At 45.5% G+C, this 17358-nt stretch carries 12 protein-coding genes and 1 pseudogene; 11 read left to right on the top strand and 2 right to left on the bottom strand.

Annotation, left to right across the window (positions count from 1 at the left end):
• Position 1: 1 nt before the first annotated feature.
• The 3 genes and pseudogenes from ACYVE4_RS00135 to ACYVE4_RS00125 all read left to right on the top strand — a co-directional run.
• Positions 2-712: pseudogene (locus ACYVE4_RS00135) on the top strand (RagB/SusD family nutrient uptake outer membrane protein); the annotation flags it as partial.
• Positions 713-820: 108 nt separating this feature from the next.
• Positions 821-1732 carry a RagB/SusD family nutrient uptake outer membrane protein gene (locus ACYVE4_RS00130; RefSeq protein ID WP_460994790.1) on the top strand — a complete coding sequence of 304 codons (912 nt, stop codon included), beginning with the start codon at positions 821-823 and terminating at the stop codon, positions 1730-1732.
• A gap of 310 nt (positions 1733-2042) precedes the next feature.
• Positions 2043-4004, top strand: a complete 1962-nt coding sequence (locus ACYVE4_RS00125; RefSeq protein ID WP_460994738.1) for a GDSL-type esterase/lipase family protein — start codon at positions 2043-2045, stop codon at positions 4002-4004.
• 66 nt (positions 4005-4070) lie between these two features.
• On the opposite strand, the gene ACYVE4_RS00120 is transcribed toward ACYVE4_RS00125, so the two are convergent.
• On the bottom strand, positions 4071-5246 hold the full coding sequence (locus tag ACYVE4_RS00120; protein ID WP_460994737.1) for a T9SS type A sorting domain-containing protein: 1176 nt from the start codon (positions 5244-5246) through the stop codon (positions 4071-4073).
• Positions 5247-5629: 383 nt separating this feature from the next.
• Between ACYVE4_RS00120 and ACYVE4_RS00115 the strand changes: the two genes are divergently transcribed.
• Genes ACYVE4_RS00115 through ACYVE4_RS00105 form a run of 3 tightly spaced genes read left to right on the top strand, consistent with a single transcriptional unit; the run spans position 5630 to position 8718 of the window.
• On the top strand, positions 5630-6769 hold the full coding sequence (locus ACYVE4_RS00115) for an FIST signal transduction protein (protein WP_460994736.1): 1140 nt from the start codon (positions 5630-5632) through the stop codon (positions 6767-6769).
• A gap of 3 nt (positions 6770-6772) precedes the next feature.
• On the top strand, positions 6773-8302 hold the full coding sequence (locus tag ACYVE4_RS00110; RefSeq protein ID WP_460994735.1) for an ATP-binding protein: 1530 nt from the start codon (positions 6773-6775) through the stop codon (positions 8300-8302).
• A gap of 38 nt (positions 8303-8340) precedes the next feature.
• Positions 8341-8718, top strand: a complete 378-nt coding sequence (locus ACYVE4_RS00105; protein WP_460994734.1) for an Hpt domain-containing protein — start codon at positions 8341-8343, stop codon at positions 8716-8718.
• Between the two features lie 94 nt (positions 8719-8812).
• On the opposite strand, the gene ACYVE4_RS00100 is transcribed toward ACYVE4_RS00105, so the two are convergent.
• The gene (locus ACYVE4_RS00100) at positions 8813-10402 is read right to left on the bottom strand and encodes a right-handed parallel beta-helix repeat-containing protein (protein ID WP_460994733.1); all 1590 of its coding nucleotides are present in this window, start codon (positions 10400-10402) and stop codon (positions 8813-8815) included.
• A 331-nt stretch (positions 10403-10733) separates the two neighbouring features.
• Between ACYVE4_RS00100 and ACYVE4_RS00095 the strand changes: the two genes are divergently transcribed.
• The 5 genes from ACYVE4_RS00095 (at position 10734) to ACYVE4_RS00075 (ending at position 17355) form a co-directional block, all read left to right on the top strand.
• The gene (locus tag ACYVE4_RS00095) at positions 10734-12194 is read left to right on the top strand and encodes an O-antigen ligase family protein (protein ID WP_460994732.1); all 1461 of its coding nucleotides are present in this window, start codon (positions 10734-10736) and stop codon (positions 12192-12194) included.
• Positions 12169-12912, top strand: coding sequence for a TolC family protein (locus ACYVE4_RS00090; RefSeq protein WP_460994731.1), 744 nt, complete (start codon positions 12169-12171; stop codon positions 12910-12912). The genes ACYVE4_RS00095 and ACYVE4_RS00090 overlap by 26 nt, the downstream gene beginning before the upstream one ends.
• Positions 12912-14945, top strand: coding sequence for a GumC family protein (locus ACYVE4_RS00085; protein ID WP_460994730.1), 2034 nt, complete (start codon positions 12912-12914; stop codon positions 14943-14945). The genes ACYVE4_RS00090 and ACYVE4_RS00085 overlap by 1 nt, the downstream gene beginning before the upstream one ends.
• An 8-nt stretch (positions 14946-14953) precedes the next feature.
• Positions 14954-16150 (top strand): glycosyltransferase, encoded by a 1197-nt coding sequence (locus tag ACYVE4_RS00080; RefSeq protein ID WP_460994729.1) that lies wholly within the window; start codon positions 14954-14956, stop codon positions 16148-16150.
• Between the two features lie 62 nt (positions 16151-16212).
• Positions 16213-17355, top strand: coding sequence for an acyltransferase family protein (locus ACYVE4_RS00075; protein ID WP_460994728.1), 1143 nt, complete (start codon positions 16213-16215; stop codon positions 17353-17355).
• Positions 17356-17358: the final 3 nt, after the last annotated feature.

The raw sequence follows: 17358 nt of genomic DNA, 5'->3' as shown, positions 1-17358 counted from the left end.
CATGAACATAGTTATCAAATTATCCCTGTTTACTTTACTCGTGACGCTGTTCTCCTGTAAAGATAGTTTTGTCAACGTCGATAACCCAACGGCCATTTCAACGGCCAATTATCCCAATACCGTAGCCGATCTGGAGCAGTTGCTGACCGGTGTTTATGGAACCCAGCACGCAACGGGCATCTTCGGTCGGGCTATTGGTCCATACAGTACGTATCTATGGGATCATACCACCGATCTGAGCTGGCAGGGTTCTCCCAACTGGATTCAGATGGGGCAAAATAATGCCTTGCCCAGCGATGCGTTTTTGCTTCAGATCTGGCCCGATTTATGGCGGGGTGTTCAACGATGCAATACATTACTCGCTGGTGTTGATCGGGTTATGGCCAAAGCATCAACCACCGATCAGGCTGCTGTAAATCTGATTAAAGGACAGGCACTTTATCTGCGAGCCTGGTATTATTATTATCTGGTTACGTTCTGGGGCGAATCGTTCATTGTCGACGGGGCGGGTGGTGATAAATTAGGTGTACCGATTGTCAAAACCGTTGCCGACAATCTGGCGGCCACGCAGGTAGCTCGCTCAACGGTCAAAGAAGGCTGGGACTTTATCATTAGCGATCTGAAGGCAGCTGAAACCTTGCTGGGAACGCAAAACTGGACAGCCGCTACGGATAAGCACAAAATTTCGGGCTGGGGTGTCAAAGCATTCCTGGGTAAAGTGTACGTGTATACGCAGGATTGGACGAATGCGAAAACCTACCTAGGCAATGTGATTACGGGTAGTGGTAAATCGCTGGTATCGTTCGACGTGTATAAAAACATGTTCAACGGGCAAAATGAGTTCAATTCCGAATCATTGGTCGAACTCAATTTGAACGTTGACTTGGTTTATGGTGGTCAGGATTTATCGATGGGTTCGATGATCGGGACACTGATTGCTCCTACGTATGTCGGCGATACAGGCGCACCCATCGCATCGGCCTGGTCGAATGTGTTCCCACACGCGAAAAACCTGACTCGTTTTGGGTTCAACCTGGGCCACTATTTCCCCGCCGGAACAACAACCGCCAATATCGCCAACGTCGATCAATCGTATGTTACGAGATCCAAAGCAGCGCGCGCCAACAAAACCGTAGACCCGCGCTTGTGGGTAGCGTGCCTGCAACCTTATGTCGATTCAATGGTGGTTAATGGTGTGAAAAAGCCCATTTCGCATTATCTGGATATTACGGAAATCGATATGGAAGCCTGGAGTTTCCGGAAATACATCAACACGGCTGGAACCGAACTGGAAGTCAACCGATCAAACGGCGCTAATATTCTTTGGCTACGGCTGGCGGATATATACCTGCTTTATGCGGAAACTTTGATGCGAACCGGCGATAATGCGACGGCACTTGAATACATCAATAAAGTGCATCGACGAGCCTATGGTCTTCCCGTGGATTCTCCATCGGCAATTGATTACAAAAGTCTGACTGATGCGACTAAAGCCTCGGATGATGTCTTGAAAAATAACCCTTTACGCTATGAACGATGGGCCGAATTTTTCGGAGAATTCAACTGGTGGTACGATGTATGTCGGTGGAAGATCGGTCCTCAGGAAGCTACGTATTACCAAAAAATCCGAGGTGGAACCATTCAGTTTGATCCGGCCACAGATTATGCCCAACCGATCCCGATCAACGAGATCACGGCCAACGTCAATATGAAGCAAAATCCTGGCTATTAAGTACTGTGTCTACCCCCAACCCCATGAAGGGGCTTAGGTTGAGTATAGCCAAGCAAAGCCCCCTTCAGGGGGTTGGGGGTAGACACAATAGTGATAGTGAAATGGTGTAACCGTTCGCTTTTTAGAAAGCGAACGGTTCTTATTTTTGGCTTGCTCATCAGCCGCTTCCCGCTTCCCAGGTCTGTGTCCGCACAGACCTTTTCCGATAGGCTAGCGTTGGCTGACGCACAGAGGTCTGTGCGGACACAGACCTGGGGAATAGGGAATATAGCTACAACTTGCATCACGGTAAAAAACATTATACGTGTCTATGAAGAAATCCGCGCCAGCTCCAAAGCCCCAGCCATTTCCCGAAAACAAACGAATGACTCAAAAGCAGGTATGGCTATTTAAAAGTATATCCATACTGCTTCCGTTTATACTACTGGCTCTTCTGGAGGGGATTTTGCGGCTTGTTGGTTATGGACACGATTTGCGGTTATTTGTCGATGCTCCACAGCAACCGGGTTTTCTGGTTATGAATCAATATGCGTCTGAAAAGTACTTCTCTGATCAGGCAAACGCTACCGTTGGCAACTTTGAGGCTTTTCATAAACAGAAAGTAGCGGGCACACTCCGAATCTTCGTACTAGGCGAATCGACAACGATTGGGTACCCCTACATGCACAATGGGTCATTTCATCGATGGCTACAGTACCGACTCACGCATACCTTCCCGGATCGCGAGTTTGAAATCATCAATCTGGCGTTAACGGCGGTAAACTCGCACACGGTGTATGGTTTTGCGAAGGAATTAGGTAAGTACGAACCGGATGCCGTACTGATTTACACAGGGCATAATGAGTATTACGGAGCGCTTGGTGTTGGATCAACCAGTTCCATTGCCCGGAATCCGCACGTGGTTCGACTGGTGTTAAAAGCCCGTGAATTTCGAGTCATGCAATTGGTAACGCACGCACTTTCGGGTATACGAAATGCCTTCTCCAGTAATCAGCCCGATTTGCGCGAAAATTTAATGAAGCGGATGGCTGCGGATCAGCAAATTCCGTGCGGTTCTGAGGCTTACCAACAAGGAATCGATCAGTTTAAGATTAATATGGATGATCTTTGCCAACAGTTGACGAGCCAGAAAATTCCTGTTTTCATCAGTACACTGGTCAGCAATGAAAAAGATTTGAAGCCCTTTATCAGCACATCCGGCCGTTCACCGCAATCGGCAAATGCACAATTTTTAGTAGGAAAACAGGCTTTGGCTAAGGGAAATTTTCCAGAAGCGAAGAAAGCATTTGTACAAGCCAAAGAACTGGATCTGCTGCGTTTTCGGGCTCCCGAAGCCATCAACCAGGCGATTCATGAACTAGGTGCCCATTATCCCGGCGTAACAATCGTTGATACCAGGGCGCATTTTGAACGGCAGTCCCCACATGGCATTTTGGGAAATGAAACGCTGCTGGAACACGTCCATCCGAATTTATCAGGCTACGCATTGCTCTCCGATGCATTTTATGAGTCGCTGAAACATCGTCGGATCATCAATCCTGATCCTAAGAAAGAGATTCCTTTCGCACAGTTGCAACGACAGATGCCCATTACGGCAGTCGATTCACTACATGGGATCTACGAGATGATGGTGCTCAAAGAGGGTTGGCCCTTCAACGAAAAAATGCCGCCGGAAGAGAAGCGGCCGAAAACCGTTGAAGAGGAGTTAGCTGGTGCTTTAGTGGTTAAGCAGTTGTCGTGGACAGATGCCATGAATCGCCTGTTGAACCAGTACAACCAAGCGCAGAATCAAACGAAGGTATTGCAGGTAACCGAAGCGCTATCGCTGGAATATCCAAACGACCCGAATCTGGCCGCGCAGGCTGGAAAGCTTTGTCTGGCACTGAATCAACCCGAACAAGGTGTATGGTATTTGAAAAGATCGTTTCAACTCGATCAAACCTTTGAGCGGGCACAGCCTCTATTTATCACCCTACTCAAGCTGGATCGGCCGGAAGAAGCGTTGAGTTATCTCAAATTCGCTTCTTCCCATAATCCATCTTCATTCAATCTGACGGAATTGCAATCGTTTGTTGAGCAGTTGATTACGGTAAAAAAGCAGTATGCACAGGATAGTACGAATGTCAATCTGAGTAATCAGCTGGCGGCAGGCTACCTTCGTTTTGCCAACGGCACAGCGGCCGCTAAATACGTAAATCGGACACTTCAACAGGATCGTACGAATAAGCAGGCACTCAGTATGCGAACACAAATTCAAGCCTTACAGAAATGAGGCTATACATCAAAACGGCTCCAGAGATTGCAGGAGCCGTTTTGCTTGTCAATAGTAGATGCTGATTTATTGCTTGATGATCTTCACGTTTTGGGTTTGGGTGTTGGTCGTAGCCTGTAACAACAACAGACCCGGACCGGATTGATCCAATCGGAAAATCTGTTCCTCAGCCACACCCGCTGATCCTATCGTGCGGTTCTCCAGTAATCGGCCATTCGAGTCCGTCAATCGAAATTGCACTGACTGGCCCTGCGCACCTTTCAATAGAACCTTCAGTTGCTCGTGAACAGGATTACCCAATACGGTTAATGAAAGTTGCCCACCTGGACTATCGACTCCGATACGAGCTCGGCCACAGGCCGCTTTCAGATCCCAACTTAATGTAACCACCTGGCCGCTCTGGCGAGCCATGAGCGTGAATGGCTTCACATCATTCACTGTACGGCTTTCTAGATCGACAAACTGGGCCGGATTGGTTGTCCAGCCAGTGATGCCTATGGCCATAAATTCGATGGGTGTCCCATCTCCTCCCGACGTATTAAAGGTGAATGCCCCCGATATGCAATCGTAGGTTGGGGTAGTCAACGCGAGGGGAGGAGTACCGGTAATGAAGTATCTGAACGTAGTTGAAGCACTTCTGCCATTGGCGCTAGCAAAAGCAGTGACCGTATAAGTGCCTGGTGTAGTGGGTGTACCGACCAAAACCCAGGTAGGAATTGGGCTGCCTGGACCTTCCTGCCTGAAAAATTGGCCTACACCCGGCGGCAATCCTGATGCGCCAACGGACCAGAATGAGTTCACCGCTGAGGAAAACGCTCCACCGATTACGAAATAAACACTCTGGCCAACGGCGACAGTCATGTCATTTATAGGACTCACCCGAACGCCGGAAACGTTGGCACAATAGTCTTGTCGCGACCAGGTATAGGTAACAACCTGCCCACTCTGTCGTGCTGAAATCTGGAAAGGTGGCATATCGGCGCAGCTACGGGCACATTCATCAAGAATCTGATTAGGATTGCTCGTCCAGGACGTAATGCCCGGAGCCATATATTCGATAGGCGTACCATCGCCCCCGCTGGTATTAAAGGTGATTGCCCCTGTTGAGCAATTATAGGCAGGTTGCGTAAGAGCTAATGGTGTTTGCGCCAGCACTCCACCAGTCAGGGCTAAACTAATCGCCCAAATCATCATAACCAGCCAACTTTGGCGGTATCGCACATTGTAGTAGTTGTTTTCCATACACTTAATCGGGAAAAGTAAAATAGTTGGTTAGTTAATAGACCATTGTTCAGAAAGGTGAGCAAATTTTTGACAGACGTTAACGGCTCATGTCAAATGAGGCCCTCCATTCTGGAGCAAGTATAATCAACTTACCTATCTCTTGTTGGAATTGTCCTAAAACTGACAGGAAATGTCCCAAATACAAAAGAAGCAGTAACCTGGAGATATGGAGATGCGGGGGTGTTTGCCGAAGCTGTTGAAATAAATCCGAATTAGTAAGTTACCGGAAAGTATAATTACTAAATATATGATTGACCATGTATGGCTTCGATAAATTTAATCTATTTATTTTACTAAAATATTGATAATTTGGGCGATACATTCCTACCGACTTGTAAAGTATGAAACTAAAACAATCAAAGTTTGCTAATGGGGCCTGGGAGGCTATTTCGGAAACACCTGGCTTTGAGCCAGAAAAGGCAAATCTGGTCTTTGCTTTCGGAGAACGAAGGCTATTAGAAGCTACGAATTTGTATGATCAATTACGCCCTGTGTACCCCAATGCTCAGATTGTCATCAATTCTACATCCGGAGAGATTTTAGGCGATAAAGTTTACGATGATACCGTAGTTGTTACAGCTACTCAGTTTGAAAAATCATCGGTGCAAACAGTCCAGCTTGATATCAGCAACCATAAAGAAAGCTATCAGGTAGGCGAACAACTTGCTCGTAGCCTGGATAAGGAGGATTTATTAGCGATCATTCTTATATCTGACGGCGGAGTTGTTAATGGCAGTGAATTAATTGAGGCCAGTAATCGATGGTTAAATCGCCCAATACCTGTTATTGGTGGCCTGGCTGGTGATGGCGATCGCTTCGAACGAACCGTGGTGGGCCTGAATCAGAACCCAACTTTCGGTAAAGTAGTTGGCATCGGTTTGTACGGGACTGAGCTAAAGATTGGTCATGGTACGATGGGCGGCTGGGATGTGTTTGGACCAGAACGCGAAGTGACCAAATCTGTCTACAATGAATTATATCAGATTGACGATCGGGATGCGCTGGATTTATATAAGGATTATCTGGGCCGACATGCTGATGGCCTTCCCGGAACGGCGCTTCTCTTTCCATTATCCATTCGTATTACACCTGATTCACGGCCTCTGGTACGAACCATTCTGTCTGTCGATGAAACGACAAAAAGCATGACGTTTGCGGGTGATATTCCGCAGGGCGCCAGCGTCCGTTTCATGCGCGCGAATCTGGATCGGCTGGTAGAAGCCTCCGCACAGGCTGCTCAGAATTCGCTTGTTCAGTTAGGCACCACTCCTGAGCTTGCGTTATTGATCAGTTGTGTTGGACGTAAGCTGGTGTTAGGTCAGCGAACAGAGGAGGAAGTGGAAGTAGCGCGCGATATTTTTGGTACACAACCCTTTATGACTGGGTTTTATTCTTATGGCGAGATTGCCCCAGCCAATCCGGCGGCACCGGGCGAACTCCATAATCAGACAATGACAATAACTATTTTTTCGGAGCAATAGATTATGGATGAAAGTAAGCTGCATAAAATACTGGTTCGCCAAATTCATCGGCATCTGACAAAAGAATGTTTGCAGGAAAAAACGATCCAGCAATTTATTCAGGCAGTCAATGAGTCGTACCAGAATTTCGACCGGGATAAAGAGTTATTGGAACATTCGGCATTAGTGAATGATCGGGAATACACCAACATAAATCAGAAATTAAAGGAAGAGGTTAGTCAACGGCGCCAGTCGATTGAGAAATTGGTTGAAGCAATTGAGCTGATTGAAGTGCCTGAGGGTGAGACTATTGCTGATTTTGATCTAAACAATTTAATTGGGTTGGTCAGCTTTCTCCAACGGCAGATTGAATATCGCAAAACGATTGAAGCCGAACTACGTCAGGCAAAGGAAGTAGCCGAAAATGCGACGCAGGCGAAATCAGATTTTCTGTCGATGATGAGTCACGAAATCAGAACGCCGTTGAACGGTATCGTGGGTATGACTTATCTGATGTTGCAGGAAGAAGTGCCTGCCTCAATGGCTGAGAATCTGAAAACGCTTCAGTTTTCAATCGAACATTTGCAGGCGCTCATCAACGATATTTTGGATTTTAGCAAGATCGAAGCCGGTAAAGTTGAGCTGGAGAAAATCAATTTCGACTTTAAGCAACTCGTTTCAAACATCAAACGGGCGCAGCAGGCAAAGGCGCAGGAAAACGGCAATCGTATTCGACTGATGATCGACGACGACATTCCGAGTACCCTGATCGGCGACTCGCTTCGGATTGGGCAAGTGCTTACCAATTTGGTATCCAACGCGATCAAGTTTACTCACCAGGGAACCATTACAATCGAGTTGGCCCTTGAGAACCGAACGGAAGAGTACGCATCGATCTACGTTTCCGTGCAGGATACAGGTATTGGTATTGCACCGGAAAAGCAGGAAGCCATTTTTACGATGTTTACCCAGGCCAATTCCGCCACAACCCGCAAATTTGGCGGTACCGGATTAGGGCTGGTCATTACGAAAAAATTACTGGAATTATACGATAGTACCATTCAAATCGACAGTCAGGAAGGCAAAGGCGCCACGTTTTCGTTCATACTAAATTTACCAATTAGTCATGAAGATGCACCCGTAATTGCGGCTCCGGCTGCGCTTGATGAACAAACATTGAAAGGCCTACGCATTTTATTGGTGGAAGACTACCCCGTTAATGTGAAAGTAGCGTTGAAATTCCTGAACAAATGGGGCATTGACGTAGAAACTGCAGAGAATGGCCTGATTGGCGTCAATAAGTGCGCGGCTGGTCAGTTCGATTTAGTGTTGATGGACTTGCAAATGCCTGTTATGGATGGCTATACGGCTTCGTCGGAAATCCGAAAAATGAACGCCAGCATACCCATTATTGCCCTTACAGCTTCTGCAACATTCAGCAATAAAGATCGGGCTGTTTTGGTTGGTATGGATGATTACGTTACTAAGCCATTTAATCCCAAGGATTTATTCAATAAAATTGCTAAATACACGCAACGTCAAATCAGTATTTAGACGATGATTAACCCAAATTAACCAAGGATATAAGCCTTATGGCAACTTTTGACCCCATCGATTTACACGCTATTGATTACGACCGACTTAATGATTTATATGACGGTGATAATGAACAGATTGCCAGCCTTTTTGAACTGTTTCTTGAGGCCGAGCTTCCTGATTTCCAGGAAATAGAGGCCCAAATCGCGCAACAACACTGGCTGGAGGTAGCAAAAGGAGCCCATAAAATGATTCCTTTAGTAGGTATGGTCGGCTTAACGGCGCTTGAGAACAAACTAAGAAGCATAGAAACACAAGCCAAAAAAGGGATCAGTACTGAGGAAATCGGAGCCAGTTGGTATCAGTTTAGAGCAGGGCTTGATCTGGCTATTCCCCTGATTCGGGAAGAAATGACAAAACTGGTTAGCCAGTAAGCCAGTGATAAGTCGTAAACTAAATTTCTGACTATAAGGAAGTTGTCATGGTGTCGGTCGGCCGTAGCTGGTCTTAACCCGACACCATGATTTTTTACATCTTCGTGAACCGAGTTGTATAAACATGCTGATCGGCCAATTCAACCCGGAGCATATACGTGCCAACGGATAGGTTGGTCATATCGTGCGACAGAACCGATGCCAGCAACAATGGATAGGTGTAACGAACCATTAAACGGCCACTGGCATCATATACCAAAAGCTCTTTAACGAGTGCTTCTGTCGGCAGTTGAACGGTTAGATCGCTCCGGACAGGAGAAGGGTACACTAACAGTTTTGATGGTATGTTTTCAGCCGAAAAGGCTTTCCGGGCACCGGATTCAGTATACTCATAAGCCCCAATGTCATACGCATTTCCAGCCGGACGGCCAGCGCCAAGTAGATCATCGATAACCCCGAACGACGAAAGATTCATGCCTGCGTTGACAGCCGGAGACGATGCTGTCAGTTGGAAATTCAGATTAGCCGCATCCACAAACTGCGCCGTTGCGATCGATAAATTGGTAAAGTTATTACTCTGAGTTGCCGTGGCACCCTGCCCGAAAGCGGTGTACCGATTCTGCCAGATGTTGACCAGAATATTATTGGCGATAGTGTTGATATTGTTTTCGTTGTACAGCTTAATACCTTCTTTGCCCGTCGTAACAATGGTATTTTGTAGAAAAGTTGCAAACGTATTGACTGAAGAACCCGGTCGATTGTCACAGAAGATGCCATTCGATCCCGAGTTGGCGATTACGTTATTATAGACGCTTAAATTGCCGTTATGGCCTACAATAATTAGCCCGGCACTGGCAGCATTCGTAATAATATTTCCATAGAACAGCCCTCCAGACCCCTCGCCAATCTGAATCCCATTATCCTGAAACGTGGAAAAAGGGGAAATTCCTGGATTCCGGACGACGTTATGATGTACTACCGCCCCCGGCGAACATCCGTACTGAATGCCTTCTGCGCCAGACCGCTCAATGAGATTATTATAAATTTGAAGTCCAATCACATCGTGCGGATAAATTACCTGCGTTACCCCATCGCAGGTCTTGTTCATGCCCGCACTCCAGAAGGAATTGCCAACGTAAATTCCTTCGCCGTACGTATCGTGGATATAATTATCGTGAATACTGACATTATACATCGTGAAGCCGCCCCGTTGGGTAGAGGGATCGCAGGTAGGGTCGGTCTTGGCCATAATGCCCGCAAACGACATATTCATGATTTCTACCTGCTCCACTTCGCTATCTGAACTTTTATTAGTTATAGCCAATCCGGAGCCACCACCTGACTGATTGATCAGGAAACCGTACGGAACCTGCGCATCACCCGAACCTGTCAATTTAAAATACCGGCAATTGTAAAATTGAATACCACCATAATTAGCTGGATCACCGACAGTTACCTGCCCTCCGCAGTTAATAATCTTAATGGGCGAAGTTGGCGAACCCTGCATATCCATAAATCGCAGGTAGGTATAATTTCCAGCCTGGATGCATATCGTTTGGCCAGGTTGAATTGGGTATTGCTGTGCTTTATAAATACCACTTTTCGTAATAGTGAGATCACAGTCGCAGGCAATTAGCCGCAGAGTAGTAACAAGCTGAATCAGTACTAGTAGAGCTATTTTCATGGTAAAAATCGTGCGTTTCTGTTTAAGAAATTAGTTAGTCACCACTCTGTGTTCTCACCAATACACCAGTCAAATATCTATTATACGGCAAAAACCTCTGTTGTTAAAGATGTTACAAAGATACTCTAAACTACCGTTTAATATATATATGCTTTATCACTAATATATGCTGTTTATTTTAAATATAGTACAGTAACATAAAGTTAAATGTGTAAATTAATGGTATTATATTTGTATATATATAACTGGAGAAATCTGCATATACCCCATAAGAGTTTATTGATATCCCATAAGACATAACTTCTTTTTTATTTTAGATTGACAGCCACACATGATGCTAATAACTAGACAACTGTTTGTTAGTTTATTACTGGCTTTTCTCCTGGTTGTTTTAGCGATAATCATATACCTATGGCAACTGGTCGCTTTGGGAGCTATCATTGCTATACCAATTGCGATTGCTTGTCTGGCTATCCTGATTCGGTTTCGATCAGTGGGTATTTATTCGGCCTTCATTATTTCGTTTATCTCCATTGGTCTACCTCGCTACATTCCTGGTCCACTCAGTTTGTCTGTCGATATTCTGCTGGTAATTAATTTATTATGCGAATTTTTTCGGCGATTTGAGAGCCGACAGTGGCCAAACCTCCGTCAGAATCCGGTGCTGCTGGTCATTTACGCCTGGTTTGGCTTCTGTCTATTGGAAATAGCGAACCCCGAAGCTCGTAGTTTGGCCGCCTGGTTTTACGACGTCCGGGCTGTGGCACTTTATATGGTGTTAGTGGTCATTTTGGGGCTGGAAGTGATCAACACTGAAAAGGATATGAATCGGTTTTTTAAGATCTGGTTCTCGTTTTCGGTGGTCGGTGTCCTGCACGGTATGCGCCAACTCTATCTTGGGTTGGATTCGGCAGAAAAAGCCTGGCTCAATGCAGGCAATGCAAAAACGCACATCCTGCATGGTCAGTTACGTGTGTTTTCGTTTTATTCAGATGCCGGACAGTTTGGTGCCGCCATGGGCCACGCTGGGTTGACCGCCATGATTTTAGCACTTGGACCATTTGAGCGAAAAACCCGTCTTTGTTCTGGAATTGTTTCGCTTCTGTGCTTTTATGGTATGATTATTTCGGGGACACGGGGGGCGCTTTTTGTTCCAATAGCGGGGGGCGCTTTTTACCTTCTTCTAACCCGCAATGTAAAAGTGCTGCTATTGGGCGGACTCATGGCTGTCCTGGTGCTGGGTACCTTAAAATTCACCTATATAGGACAAGGAAATTACCAGGTTCAGCGGATGCGCAGTGCTCTGGACCCCAATGATCCATCGCTGCTGGTACGGCTCGAAAATCAGAAAAAACTTCGATTATACCTGGCGTCTCGTCCAATTGGGGGAGGAATTGGTTCGGCGGGTTATTGGGGCCTGCGGTTCAGTCCGAATACCGTACTGGCTCAGACACCTACAGACAGTTGGTACGTAAAAATATGGGCGCAAACGGGCATTATTGGCCTGTCGCTTCACCTGTTTATGATCGGTTTCTGGTTGGTTTATTTCTTTATCAACATCTGGAAAATGCCTCAGGGCACCATGCGGCAAAAAATGATCGCCCTCTATACTGGAATAGTGGGAATTGTTGTGGCCAGCTATGGCAATCAAGTGTTTGGTCAATTGCCAACAGGTATTATTATTTATTTAAGCGTCAGCTACTTGTATTTATTCTCCCGCCGTCATAATGAAATTACCAAGCGTTCTTTTACTCAGCCAGAAGCCTATGCATTATCATCGTCTGGCATCTAAATTAATGAGTGTAGGGTTGTTGCTGATCCTACTCATCATTCGTGTAAATGCCCAAACTATACCGCAGTCTACCGCATCGACAAAGATTGCGCAGTGGTCCTTACCTCCGCTCGATACGATCCTGGCGCTGGCGCGCAACCATTCGTCATCGATTAAATTACAGGAGGCTATGACGGATCGAGGAGCCAGTTATGTAAAAAACCAAAAACAGTTTTGGTTAGACGGCGTGGCTATCGACCTGCAATTGGGTTTGGGAAATCAGGCCTTACTGATTCAACAGGCCACGGGTTCGCTGGAATCGTTTTCCAATTACAACAATGGTTATCGGGCGAACTTAAACGTGCGTCTTTCCCTGTACAACATTCTGGGTCGGAAAAACCTGGTTAAAATGGCTGAGGCTGAGTATGAAGCCGCTAAGCATCGGGTTGGCTACGCTACTCAGGATGTTGAATCGATCGTTATCACGAAATATTATGCCGCTCAGGCTGCCTGGGCAATGCTTCATATCAAAGAAGAATTAAAGCAGGTCAATCGGCTGAGTCGACAGATGGCTGAAACTGATTTTTCGAAGGGGAATATTTCTATTACAGAGTTGGCTCGAATTGTTCAAATCTCAACGTTTGCTGACTCTGAATATGAAACGGCCAAACAGGCTTTTTACGAGAATCTGAGAATCCTGGAAGTGTTGACTGGTTATGATTTACTCCCCAGAACCTGATGAGCTTTACTAAATTCACACGCCTTTTGTGGGCTTATAAATGGGTATTAATCCTGTTTCCAACGGCGCTAGCCAGTGCCGTTTTCTACTTAACGAAGCTAGAACAACGCTACTATACCACCAGTACCGTGATTTATACGGGGCTGGCGTCTGGCTATTCCATTGAAACAGAAAGTCGTCGGGACTTTGTCTCGATCAGTAATGCTTTCGACAATCTGATTAACACCATCAAAGCCCGAACCACTATTGAGGAAGTGGGTATCAGGTTGTTGGCGCACCATTTGATGATTTCCCAGCCTACGCCGGGCGTAGCTACTGCCGGAACGTTCAAGCGGCTTCGCGAAATTGTACCAGAGTCGGTAATTAAGCAGGTTGTTGATCCTAACTCGCTGGAAAACACGGTGCAGCGTATTTATCAATACGCTCAGATACCTAAAAACGTCATTGGCGAAAAACTGCTGAACAATAAAAACTCGATTTATGGTGTCCAGGGAATTCTGTCGAAACTGACCGTAACACGGGAAGGGACCAGCGATATGATCCGGCTTACCTATATGGCCGATGACCCGTCTGTGGTGAAAGAAACGATTGAGGTGGTTTCGTCCGTATTTATGAAGCGTTACCGCGAAATGAAGGTAGACGAAACGGGTAATGTTGTTGAGTATTTTACCGAACAGCTCAAAAAAGCTTCCGCTAAGTTATCGGGTGCCGAAAATAATCTAACTGATTTTTCCCGAGACAATCGGATCATTAACTACTACGAGCAAACGAAGAGCTTTACGATCCGGGATAAAGACTTTAGCTATGATATTGACAAAGAGAAGTCGAACCTGGCAGCTAATAAAGCTGCCTTGAAGGATCTGGAAAAAAAACTAAGTATTCGTCAGGACATCGCACTTAAATCGGAAGAATTGACGAAAATCCGCGATTCGCTGGCCGTTTTGAACACCCGTCTGTCTGTGGTGGAGATGAAGGCTGATGCTTCCTCCTCGCAAAAGCAGCAACTCAAAGATCGAATTCGGCAGCTTGAACAACAAGCCAAAAACAGTATTGCAGGGCTGTATGATATTAACAATTCAGTGCAAGGCCTGCCCTCCAAAATGCTTTTTGATGAATGGACGCAAACGTTTATGAATGTCGATCAGAGTGAGGCTCGTCTACTCAGCTACTACGATATTCAGCAAAATTACGATGATTTCTACCGGCGGTTCGCGCCATTAGGATCGAAAATAGGGAAGTTGGAACGAGCGATCAGCGTGGCCGAACGCGAATACCTGGAGATTCTTCATGGCTTGAGTGTCAGCAAACTTCGGGAGCAAAACATGCTGATGTCGAGTAATTTAAAAATTGTCGATCCGCCTACGTATCCTGGCACACCCGAACCGTCCAAACGAATTATTCTGGTTATCGGCTCATTCGTAGCGGGCTTCCTACTGATCGTTGCCTTCATTATCGGGAAGGAGTATTTTGATCAGACGTTGAAAACTCCGGCGCGTGCGATCAAGCAAATCAACGTGCCTTTTGCCGGGGTTTTGCCGATGCGACGCAAACGGAGTGTGCCGAAAGAATTTAACCACGTTGAAGCCATTGCACTCAATCAGTGTCTGGTCAAAATGGCGCTCCTTACGGCTAACGTAACCAACCGACCTATCCTGATTCTAGTGGTAAGTGTTCGCAGAGGGGTTGGGAAAAGTTATGTAATTGATAAGCTAGAGCAGGCATTTGACCGCTTTTCAATCGCCGAACGACCTCAGTATGTTATTAAAGAACTTTCTCCTTTGCTCTACACCTGGGCGCCGTCAGCCCTTGTCAGACAGGCCGATTTAACATTGGTAGTGGCTGACGCAACGAGTCAATGGCAGCCCGTGGATAAATATGTACTTAGCCTTTATCTGAGTGGTATTACACATCCAGCCGGACTGATTCTCAATAAAGTAGAGTACGATGAGCTGGAGGATATGGTCGGGAAGCTATCCGACAAAAACGGCGACTATTATCAGCAACCAAAATCCAGGCTCGAACCTGAATACTAATAGGATATATGGGCTTAGATCTGGTTTGCGTTGCCTTTCCTGCCTGGGAAGGAAACTATGTAAAAAGTACGGTAGAGATTATGAAACGCATGGCCCAGCGTCACAGAATTCTCTATGTAGATTACCAATATACGTATAAAGATCTGCTATTCAGCTTACTAAATAAAGCAAAAGCGCCTGTTAAACGAATGCTTGGCCTACAACCCCGGTTGCGAAACATACAACTTCAGGCCGATAAGTCAATCTATGTTCTGACTCCTCCACCCGTTGTACCCGTAAATTTCGTGTCTAATCCTACCTGGTATGACCGGATTCAGCGGCTAAACGCCTGGATTATCCAGCGGAGCATCCGCCGGGCCATGAAGCAACTGGGCTTTTCAAAACCCGTTGTAATCAACGCGTTCAATCCATTTTACGGCAATTATTTAGTTGGAGAGCTGGATGAACAACGCACTGTGTATTACTGCTACGACGAAATTAGTGAATGTGCCTGGGCAAAAAATCATGGCGCACGTGTCGAGCAGCAGTTTTTGGGTCGCGTAGATGCCACGATAACTTCATCGGTGGGGCTGGCCCAGCACAAAGCCCCGTGGACAAAACAGAGTTTTCTGGTTCAGAATGGCGTCGATTATTCAGCCTTTGCGGCTGGTTATCTGGATAACACGGCTAAATCAACGCTGCCGCCAACCATTGGCTACATTGGCACTATTGACAGCCGGTTAGATTATAGCCTTCTACAAGCCATTGCCCGGCATTTTCCCAACGCCAAATTAGTGCTAGTAGGCCGTTCAGTGGCCGACAAACCCTCTGTAGATCAAAATCTTGCTGAATTACGTAGCCTTCCGAATGTGGAATTGATTGGTGCACAACCGCCTTCGGCTTTACCAGACTTATTAAAGAGTTTCCACATCGGCCTCATTCCGTTTGTTAGGAATGCCCAAACGGCGGCTATTTACCCGATGAAAATCAATGAATATCTAGCGGCCGGGTTACCCGTAGTCAGTACAGATTTTGCGCCACTTGAAGAATTTAAATCGGTCGTCTCTACGGCTAAATCGATTCCGGATTTTATTCAGGCAGTTCAAGCTGCTTTTGAAACCGATTCGGTCGATGCTCAACGGAAACGCCAACAAAGGGCCTACCAAAATTCATGGGATAATCGGGCGGTAGAATTCGAAACGATTCTTGCCGAAATTCTTGATTAATAGTAGCAGTATTTTGATAATTGGTTCCGGGAATTTATTTATAAAACATAAGCGATTGCTTTATGGAAACCATAATTACTCCAACAGTACAAAAAGAGCCAAAGGCAAAAAAAATATTCTTTCCAAATCTGGATGGGGTACGTGCCATCGCGGCTTCTTTAGTCGTTATTTCGCACATTGAACTACACAAGTCAATGTTCAATATTGAGCGGCTCGAAAGTGCCAATTTTCTTAACCTAGGAAAAATAGGCGTGTGCATATTTTTTGTATTGAGTGGTTTTTTAATTACGTATTTACTACTTGAAGAACGACAAAGCTTTCAGAAAATCAATTATAAAGATTTCTACATTCGCCGGGTTCTACGAATTTGGCCACTTTATTTTCTCGTACTCTTAATTGGTTATTTTATTTACCCAGGCTTCGAACATTCAGCGGGTTTATGGCTATCCATCTTTTTCCTGCCTAACCTGGCTTTTATTCTCAAATTATTACCAGCCGTTATCGATCCAGTCTGGTCAATTGGCGTTGAAGAGCAATTCTATGTTTTTCAGCCTCATTTGCTACGCATTAAACGGATGAAAACGCTGTTTGCTGTTATTATAGTAGCTATTGTGGTGTTGATTGCAGTCCGTACGGTATTTAGTTATCTCAAAAATACGGGCAAATTGGGCCCTGAATGGTGGGAATTTCTGTTCAAATCCCGCTTCGATAGCATGCTGATGGGGGCCATGTTTGCGTTGTTATTTTTCGATCGATCCACTTATAGTCTAGGATTGAAAAACGTTCAACAGCTTTTATTTAGAAAGGAGGTTCAAATAGTCGCTTTGGTTGGAATGGTATCGTATATTCTCCTGATTATCTTTAAAAATAGTTCCGTCAACTATGAGCTTATTTCTATCCTGGCGGGCATTATTATCGTGAACATCTGCGAAACAAAATCCAGCCTGATTTCGCTACAGACTAAACCGTTGGCGCAACTGGGTAAAATTTCATACGGAATTTATTTGCTGCACAAGTTTCCGGTAATGTTCACACTTTATCTTGTGTCCTTATATGGCCAGGGGCAGAATAAAATTCTCACCAATCTTTTTATTTATACTGTCACCTTTGCTCTCACATTTGTATTAGCTTCTTTATCGTATTCCTATCTGGAAAGCTATTTTCTTAAGCTGAAAAAACGATTCGGGCACTTTACAAAAGATTAATTT

The organism is Spirosoma harenae, from assembly GCF_054776975.1.
The sequence above is the reverse complement of the archived record's forward strand: the minus strand, read 5'-3'. Positions and strand labels throughout refer to the sequence as shown.